The sequence below is a fragment of the Aestuariivirga sp. genome (assembly GCF_037139295.1).
GTDB lineage: Bacteria > Pseudomonadota > Alphaproteobacteria > Rhizobiales > Aestuariivirgaceae > Aestuariivirga.
This window is the reverse complement of sequence record NZ_JBAXGR010000125.1, coordinates 1-8,020: the sequence shown is the minus strand read 5'-3', so window position 1 is coordinate 8,020 and position 8,020 is coordinate 1. Positions and strand designations below refer to the sequence as shown.

The 8,020-nt window shown below is 60.7% G+C and carries 6 protein-coding genes, 1 tRNA gene and 1 pseudogene; 3 read left to right on the top strand and 5 right to left on the bottom strand.

What is annotated here, in order from left to right; all coding sequences use genetic code 11:
* Positions 1-46: 46 nt before the first annotated feature.
* From WCJ41_RS18800 to sbmA, 5 genes and pseudogenes are all read right to left on the bottom strand, one after another.
* Positions 47-1,600 carry a M4 family metallopeptidase gene (locus tag WCJ41_RS18800; protein WP_336907371.1) on the bottom strand — a complete coding sequence of 518 codons (1,554 nt, stop codon included), beginning with the start codon at positions 1,598-1,600 and terminating at the stop codon, positions 47-49.
* 442 nt (positions 1,601-2,042) lie between these two features.
* Positions 2,043-2,264 carry a hypothetical protein gene (locus WCJ41_RS18795; RefSeq protein ID WP_336907370.1) on the bottom strand — a complete coding sequence of 74 codons (222 nt, stop codon included), beginning with the start codon at positions 2,262-2,264 and terminating at the stop codon, positions 2,043-2,045.
* A gap of 131 nt (positions 2,265-2,395) precedes the next feature.
* Positions 2,396-3,181, bottom strand: coding sequence for a MipA/OmpV family protein (locus tag WCJ41_RS18790; protein WP_336907369.1), 786 nt, complete (start codon positions 3,179-3,181; stop codon positions 2,396-2,398).
* A gap of 112 nt (positions 3,182-3,293) precedes the next feature.
* Positions 3,294-4,085 (bottom strand): glutathione S-transferase family protein, encoded by a 792-nt coding sequence (locus WCJ41_RS18785; protein WP_336907368.1) that lies wholly within the window; start codon positions 4,083-4,085, stop codon positions 3,294-3,296.
* A 12-nt stretch (positions 4,086-4,097) separates the two neighbouring features.
* A pseudogene (sbmA, locus tag WCJ41_RS18780) lies at positions 4,098-5,354 on the bottom strand (peptide antibiotic transporter SbmA).
* A 94-nt stretch (positions 5,355-5,448) separates the two neighbouring features.
* Here sbmA and WCJ41_RS18775 point away from each other — a divergent pair.
* From WCJ41_RS18775 to WCJ41_RS18765, 3 genes are all read left to right on the top strand, one after another.
* Positions 5,449-6,417, top strand: coding sequence for a small ribosomal subunit Rsm22 family protein (locus WCJ41_RS18775; RefSeq protein ID WP_336907367.1), 969 nt, complete (start codon positions 5,449-5,451; stop codon positions 6,415-6,417).
* Entirely contained in the window at positions 6,414-6,794 is a 381-nt protein-coding gene (locus WCJ41_RS18770) for a RidA family protein (RefSeq protein WP_336907366.1), read from the top strand. Before WCJ41_RS18775 ends, WCJ41_RS18770 begins: the two co-directional genes overlap by 4 nt.
* A 52-nt stretch (positions 6,795-6,846) precedes the next feature.
* Positions 6,847-6,923, top strand: a tRNA-Asp gene (locus tag WCJ41_RS18765).
* Positions 6,924-8,020 lie beyond the last annotated feature (1,097 nt).

The following is an 8,020-nucleotide window of genomic DNA, read 5'->3' as shown; positions in this document are numbered from 1 at the left end:
CTCATCGCCCACCAGTCTCGTGACGAGAGACCCTTCCCCAGCAAGCTCAGTTGACGTTCACGGCTGCCCATGCTGCTGCCACCGTGGCCGCTTCAGGGCTGCCGATGCCATAAAGCTCTTCGGCGGCGCTGATCGTGGCGGCGCGTGCGGCGGCGTAGTTGGTGGATGCCGTCAACTTGGTCGTGAGGGCGCGGTACCAGATTTGCTGCGCCTTGTCGCTGCCAATACGGGTCACAACAGTGTTGTTGCAGGTCGGGCTGACGGGCATGCCGGCGGAATTCGAGCCCTCGGCCAGCAGATAGAAGAAGTGGTTGGCGATGCCGGAGCTGTAATGCACGTCGACGCTGCCGACGCCGTTGTACCAGCAGTTCTTGGACACGCCATCGAGTGCTGGATCGTACATGTAGCGCAGTGCCTTGGTCGGGGCGAAGGAGGCGCGGCTCGTGGTGCCCTTCCAATTGGATTTCCAGATCATCTCGCCGATCAGATAGTCCGGCGCGTCGAAGCTGCCGTTGGCGTAGTACTCCACCATGGTGCCAAAGATATCGCTGGTCGCCTCGTTGAGGCCGCCAGACTCGCCCGAATAGGTGAGGTTGGCCGTGCGCGCGGTGACGCCGTGGGACATCTCGTGGCCGGCGACATCAATCGACACAAGCGGGTAGAAGGTGGTGGCGCCATCGCCATAGGTCATGCAGTTGCAGGTGTCAGACCAGAAGGCATTCTCATATCCGCGGCTGTAGTGAACGCGGCTGTAGGTCGGCATGTTCTTGTTGTCGATGCCGTTCCGTCCGAACTCTGCCTTGTAGTAACTCAGCGTCATCTCGGCGCCGAACTCGGCATCGGCGGCAGCGTTCGGACCTGATGTGGTGATCGTTCCCGTGCCGAAGTTGCCGGTTGTGTTGGTGATGTAGGAACAGCTCGAACGACCGTTCCGCATGTCGCAAGTATAGTAGGCCGGGGTGCCGGCGTTGCGCAGGTAATAAGTGCTCGAGACCTTGTCCGCGGTGACTGGCACAGAGGCGGAAGCGATGGAGCCCGTATACATGCCAAGCGCCGTGCCCGGTACGTTGCTCGTATGCAGATTGTTCCAGGACCGGAGGACCTTGGCGTTCTGTGCGCCGACGAGGGCGACGGTGTCGGTGTGACCAGCCTGCTCCTGGCCTTCACGACGCACCTTCCACGTCAGGGTGGCGACGCCGCCAGTCACGACAATCGAGAGATCCTTGCGGCTTCTGAGGCCGGGCTGCTGTGCGAAATGCTTGCGCGCCACGTCGTCTGCGTGCTGGGACGAGACGCTGGGCGTGAGGTTGATGGGGGCAAAGGGCAGGGTGGCATTGGTGGTGCCGATCACCTTGCCGCTCGCAAGGTCGATGTGGACGATGGCATCACCCTCGAACACCGGAATGCCCTTGTAGGACTGCGCCAGCCTGACATGGGCCTGGCCGATGTTGTCGATGAAGACCTGGGTGGGCGACAGCGCGGTGTCGGGTGGCAGTGCGCCCAGAAGCGCGCTCGTGGCGGTTTGTGTCATGGCGAGGATCGCCGCCTCGCTTGCTACCTGCTGGGCATGGACCGTGGCGGTCGGAGCTGCGGTGCTCATCAGAGCAGCAAGAACAATCATCACGCGCTTCACGGTAAACCCCATCAGAATGATAGCAACTGCATTGGGCTTAACGGAATTGCTGAGACTAAGTAAATACGTAGATCAAACAGGGACGATGAGATTTCAGTGAAAAAGAATTATAATAAGTGAAGTTACTTATCAAAAAAAGTTCTGCTCGTCCCGTTGGGGCTTGATGACCGGCACAGGTACAGCCCGTCAATCATCTGTTGTTCAGCAGCATTGATCACCAAAGCCATGCCATTGCGTCGTTGCGTGTGGCGACTTCACCGGTGTCAACTCCAACATTGCCAGCACGGCGAGCGCGACCTTGAGGTTTGGGCTTGCTTGTCAACCTTGGTGCAGGCTTGTGCGCGTGTCCCTGGCGTTGCTCGCCGCGGAGGTATCGATGGGGCTGAACGAATTCGACCAGCAGTAGGGTTCAGTTTTCGGGCTGCCGCGTGCCGTCGCCGGCCTTCGGGAAGGTGAGGCCACGCTCGCTGATGAAGGCGCTGATGAATTCACCGCGCGCTGCCTCGTCCTGCGCGGCGTTGCCAAAGGCCGAATCCGCCAAGCGGGCCCAGTTGCGCTGGAACTCCCGATAGGACTGAAGAAGGGAATGGCCGAAAGTCATCTCTATTAAACCCAGTAAATCGATAGACATTAAGTATCACCTGCTGAAAGCCATGGCAAGCCCCTGGGGAGGCGTGCCAGCGCTATTGTGGGCAATGAGGATATGGCTTTGCAGCGCCCGCAGTGGCGGTCGCAACGTGGAACTGGATCAGCGGGGGTGGACTAGAACAGGTCGAAGGCGAACCGGTAGGTCAGGCCGCCGCCTGCGTAATACTGGTTTTCGCTGCCTTCCTTGACGATCGGGCTGTTGCCGGCATCACCCACCAGACGGTCCCAGCCGACCAGCGCATGCAGCTTCCAGTCATCCGTCAAATTATAGGTCGCGCTGCCCGCAAGGCCCACCGTGTTGAAGCCGGCATCGGCCTTGTAGGACTTGTCATAGATCGGGCTGTCGGCGGCTTCTCTGGAGCTGATGCCGAAATAGGTGTCCATGTAGTTCTGCGAACCCCAGCCGGCACGCGGGCCGAAGCGGAGTTCGAGGTCCTCCGTCGGGCTGGCAATGACGTCGATTCCGAACTGCGCCACCTGGCCGGAATAGCCGTTGAAGCCCTGGCGGACTTCGGCAAAGCCGCGGATCCAGTCATAGCGGTAAGAGACGCCGAGGCCGGCTTCCACAGCCCACGACACATCGTCGAGGCCTCTCAACTCATTGGAATCGGATGAGTTGCGCTTGCCGATATAGTTGAAGGACGGATAGATCGTGAGTCGGCGGGTGTCTGTATCCCCGTCGATCTGGCCGTAGCCAGGCAGGAAGAACTTGCTGACCGCGATTAGCGGATAGGGCACGAAAATCGTCTCATCCGAGCCCGGGTAGCGCGACTGCGCCAACACGCCGGCCCCGAGGTCCAGCACATATTGATGCGTATCCGCGCTCTGGGCAGAGGCGGGAGAGGCCAAGGCCAACACCGGAAGCGTGGCGGCAAGCAGGGTCAGTTTGAAACGCGTCATATCGAATTCTTAGCAAATCGACCCTGACGATAGCAATGCCTGAAGCCGCCGTCACGTGAAGCCTGCAGTCCTTTCGGCGGACCGGTTCATGTCAGGGTTGTAAGACGTGCAATCACGGGCCGAGCAGGCCCAATTCCGCGTCATTTGAAGTAGCCTGCTTACCCCGGGCTGGCCATGGCCGGGAGCGCCAATGCGGCTCGAACACGAAGCTGGAGAGCTGGCGGCCCGGCAGCAGCGCACCGTTCCCCGCACCCCACGCATAATCATAATAGAGCTTCACGATCTCCTCGCGGGTCACCTGCTGTGCCGCCGGATGGGCGAGGCAGGCATCGCGCCAGCGCCGCACGCGCGGCAGCGATCCGGGAATGTCGTAGCCCTCATAATACTCGAGGAACCAGAAGCGGGCGAACATGGGTGTGAAAACGCATTCAGCGAGGCCGAAGCGCGCGAACAGGAAGTCGCCATCGGGCGCATGCCAGGACAGGAAGTCGTCGAGCTTGCGGTATTGCGCATCCATCTGTTCGGCGAGACCCTGCCGCCTTCCGGCATCCTGGTTCATCACGAAGCGATAGCCGGCGTTGGTGAAGTCGCCCTCCATCGCGATCAGCATGTTTTCGACGGCGCGCTCGTAAGGCGCATGCCGCGCCACCGGCGGTTCGGGATGCAGGTCCTCGAAATAACGGAGCAGCACCAGGCTTTCCTTGAGGATGCGGCCATCCGGCAGTTCCAGAACGGGCAGCGCAGTGGTGCCGCGCGTCTTGGCGAGAAGCGCCAGGTCGCGCGGCCTGGTGATGTCGACGACGCTGAAGTCCACGCTGTCTCTCAGGCCCTTCAACGCCAGCAGGATCTCGACACGCTGCGAGAAGGGGCAGACCGGAATGTGGTAGAGGATCGGCCTTTTCATCCTCTCATCCTATCAGGCCAGTTTCCCGTCCTGAAGGAATTTCCGGTCGATGTCGGGCAGGTCCTCGCCGTGAAGTGCCGCCTCGAAGGCGCGGAGGCGCTTATAGATCGACAAGAACTCGACGATGCTGGGCCATGACTTGACGAGATACTGCATGGCATCGCGAACCTCGCCGAAGGAGGCGCGCACCTGCTGGAAAACGCCGAAGGTGATGGCGCCTGCAGCAATCGCCGGGATCAGCACGAAGAACGGCAGCATCATGTCGGCCTGGAGATAGCCGTAACGGACGACGTTGAAATAGAGATAGTTGAAGTAGAGGCGGAAATAGTTCTGCCGCACGGCGCCGAACAGTTCGGTGAGTGTGCGCGGTGTGGCGCGGGCCGCATCGTCTTCGCCATAGACCAGTTCCTTGCGGTATGCGGCCTCGACGCGCTGGTTGCGGAACTCGAGACCCGGCAGCTTGATGCCGACAGCGGCCAGCAGGCCGGTGCCGAACAGCGACCAGACGAGCGAGACGATCACCAGCGAGTAGGGAACGGAACCGAGGATCGGGATGGATGGGATCTTGGGCGACAGTGCGGCGAGGATCGGAAGGAAGGCGATCAGCGTCATGATGGCGCTGACGAGGCTGGTGCCAAGGTCCTCGAAGGTGCGGGCAAAGCGCATGGTGTCTTCCTGCACGCGCTGGGCCGCGCCCTCGATGCTGCGAAGGGCGCCCCAGTGCTCCACATAATGTTCATTCATCGCGGTGCGCCAGCGGAACACATAGTGGCTGGTGAAGAAGGCGTTGAGCACCGCGACAACGATGTAGAGCAGCAGCACGGAGGTGATCTGGCCAAGTCCGATATAGAGATCGGATGCCGGCACCGTTCCCTTCGTCGAGGGGTCGAGCGCCTTCTGGATGAGGTCGAAATAAGACCCCTACCAGTCGTTGATGGTGACGCTCACCTCGACCATGAAATAGAGGACGAAGATGATGAGTGCCGAACCCAGCACCGACCAGTTGAAATAGGGATGCGGGTCGAGCACCCGCCAAACCGCCGCGAAGATGGCCACCCCGGCGCCAAAATAGAGATAGAACCACAGGAAGGGCGGCGACACGAAGCGGGTGACGCCAACGATGGGCGCGGCATCGGCCGGCGGATTGGGAAGCCCGATGAGCGCGCCTGCATCACGCGCCAGGAAGAACCAGATCAGAACCGCCACCAGCGCCCACAGCATGGCGGATGAGAAGAACAGGCGGGGCGAGGGGAAGAAGGAAACGAACATCGCGGGCCTTTCGCAGCGGGGTTCCGGGCGTTATGACGGGCCGGAAGATAGGGTTCGGGCCGCGCACTGTGCAAATTAACTTCCCTTTATCATCATGAGTTTGCCTGATCGTTTTCAAGCCGCTGTGTCGGGCTGGCTGGCCGGGCATTCCGGAAGCCACAGGGAGGGCAGCGCCGCGCTCTCCGCGACATACCGGGCAGGCGGCAGTTCGGCGCGGATCGATCTTGGCTCCTACCTGGTGACGCGACTGCCGGCGACCTTCGCCGCAGTGAACCGCGTATTGGCTGAACTTGCCCGCCGTCGCCCCGATCTCGCACCCGAAAGCCTGCTCGATGCAGGCTCCGGCCCGGGCACGGCGTCATGGGCGGCGAGTGACCTCTGGCCGGACCTCGCGCGCATCACCTTCCTCGACAATTCTCCGGCCTTCCTGGCACTCGCGGCAGAGCTGGCGCGGCAAGGGCCACCGGCGCTCGCGGCGGCGATTGCGCTCAAGGGGAGAATTGACAGCCTGACGGAAGGCGCGGCTGCCGACCTCACGATCGCCGCCTATGCGCTGGCCGAGCTCCCTGTGGAGCAGGCGGCTGCTACGGCCGAGGGACTTTGGCGGGCAAGCCGCAAGGCGCTGGTGCTGGTGGAGCCCGGAACGCCGCAGGGCTTTGCGCGCCTGCGGAGTGTCCGCAGCAGGCTGCTCCGCCTGGGCGCAGTGCCAGCAGCACCCTGCACCCACGCGCTTGACTGCCCCATGAGTGGCAGCGACTGGTGCCACTTCAGCGTCAGGCTGCCGCGCAGCCGCGCCCACATGCATGCCAAGGCCGCCACGGTTCCCTTCGAGGACGAGCGCTTCGCCTATCTCGTCCTCGTCCGCGAAGGCGCGCCGCCGGAGGGCGCGAGGATCATTGCGCCGCCGCAGCATGCGAAGCCCGGTGTCACGCTCCGGCTCTGCACGGAAGGGAGGCTTGAGAACCGCCACGTTGCCAGGCGGGACGGCGCGGCCTACAAGCAAGTGCGCAAGTTGGAATGGGGCGACATGATCAGCCCCGTCACTGAGGAGGACACCCCATGACCCGCCGCCAGATTTCATCCGGATCGAAGTTCGAAGCCGAGATCGGCTATTCCCGCGCCATCGTCGATGGCGACATGATCTGGGTCTCCGGCACCACGGGCTTCAACTATGAGGCGATGACCATCTCCGAGGACGTCATCGAACAGGCCGACCAGACCTTCCGCAACATCAAGGCGGCCATGGAAAAGGCGGGCTTCAGCCTGGCTGACGTGGTGAGCGCAACCTACATTTTTCCCAAGGCCGAGGACTTCGAACCCTGCTGGCCGGTGTTCCGGAAATACCTAGGCGAAACAAGGCCTGCCGCCACCGCGATCATCGCCGCGCTGATCGATCCCCGCATGAAAATCGAGATCCAGATCACCGGCAAAAAACGTTGACGGCTCGCTTGACAGGGGGAGGGGGTTCGCCTATCAGACGTCTCACCGAATTGCGGGTGTAGCTCAGTTGGTTAGAGCGTCGGCCTGTCACGCCGAAGGTCGCCGGTTCGAGCCCGGTCACTCGCGCCATTCACTTGGCTCCGCAATTTGGTTCCTGAAAGTCTGTTTGTTTCCCGATCATGCTAAGGCGATGCTTTACATGATCCGGATTTCGCGCTGGCGGTATGCGTCAGGCTCTGGGCTATGCATATCGTTCCAGCATTCGGAAAATTATGTAAGTGAGTATCGCAAGAGCGACGAAAGTCCATTTGACGGTTTTCGCTGAGAACCGAGAGACAGTGCCATCCTTCGTGTTAGTTGAAGGTGCCAGTCTGTTGTTTTCTTCTGCTACGATATTTCCATCGGCTCGTTCTGTTCCTGCATCCGAGTTTTCGGTCGTAGGTTTCCAAGAAGCGGAACTCGCGTACCTCACGTAGGATGGCTTGGGCACAGTAAGGCGAGATTGCCGAAGCGAGAAGCCCCTCAACTCGGGCATCTCGTGTCTTCGAGTCCCCTGCTCTTTGCGTTCGCGGCAATCCTCAGAACTCTCACAGTTTAAATTCGTCAACATAAAGTCTGTCCTATCGGTAGGGTCGGGGTGGCTCGCCTCGGGAGTTGTTATTGCTTCCCGTGTTTTCTTGCCCGTCACGCCTCACTCCTAGCGGGGCCCGCAATGATGGGTATTCTCTTGCATTGCATTGCTGCTTTGTCCGTTGCAGTTCGACCGCTTGGATACAACCATCAACTCTTCACTGAAGCCTCGGTTCGGAAATCTCGAACACTGAAGGTATTCCAATGCCTGAGAAACTTACTCTGGCACTGGTTCAGGCACATAGTGAAGAGCGCCCCAGTCGGGACGCTCCTGCTTCACTGCTCAATTGCGAGGTAGGGCGGACAATCGCGCCACCTAATCGTTGTTGTCGTTCGGGCTACCCTTGCCGTCGCGATTCTTGCTTCCAGGCAACCCATATTCGCCGGAATTGTCTGTCGACATGTTCGACTTTCAAGGATTGGAGTTGTCGTTCTTGTCGCGGTCATTCGCGTGACCGTTATCTCACTTCTTATTACCCTTACCTTTCGAGTCGTTCTTGCCAGACTTGTCCTTGCCAGACTTGTCCTTGCCAGACTTGTCCTTGCCAGACTTGTCCTTGCCAGACTTGTCCTTGCCAGACTTGTCCTTGCCAGAC

Coding starts and splice junctions, on each gene's coding strand:
- WCJ41_RS18800 (WP_336907371.1), bottom strand. CDS start 1,600: ATGAGCACCGCAGCTCCGACCGCCACGGTCCATGCCCAGCAGGTAGCA.
- WCJ41_RS18795 (WP_336907370.1), bottom strand. CDS start 2,264: ATGTCTATCGATTTACTGGGTTTAATAGAGATGACTTTCGGCCATTCC.
- WCJ41_RS18790 (WP_336907369.1), bottom strand. CDS start 3,181: ATGACGCGTTTCAAACTGACCCTGCTTGCCGCCACGCTTCCGGTGTTG.
- WCJ41_RS18785 (WP_336907368.1), bottom strand. CDS start 4,085: ATGAAAAGGCCGATCCTCTACCACATTCCGGTCTGCCCCTTCTCGCAG.
- WCJ41_RS18775 (WP_336907367.1), top strand. CDS start 5,449: ATGAGTTTGCCTGATCGTTTTCAAGCCGCTGTGTCGGGCTGGCTGGCC.
- WCJ41_RS18770 (WP_336907366.1), top strand. CDS start 6,414: ATGACCCGCCGCCAGATTTCATCCGGATCGAAGTTCGAAGCCGAGATC.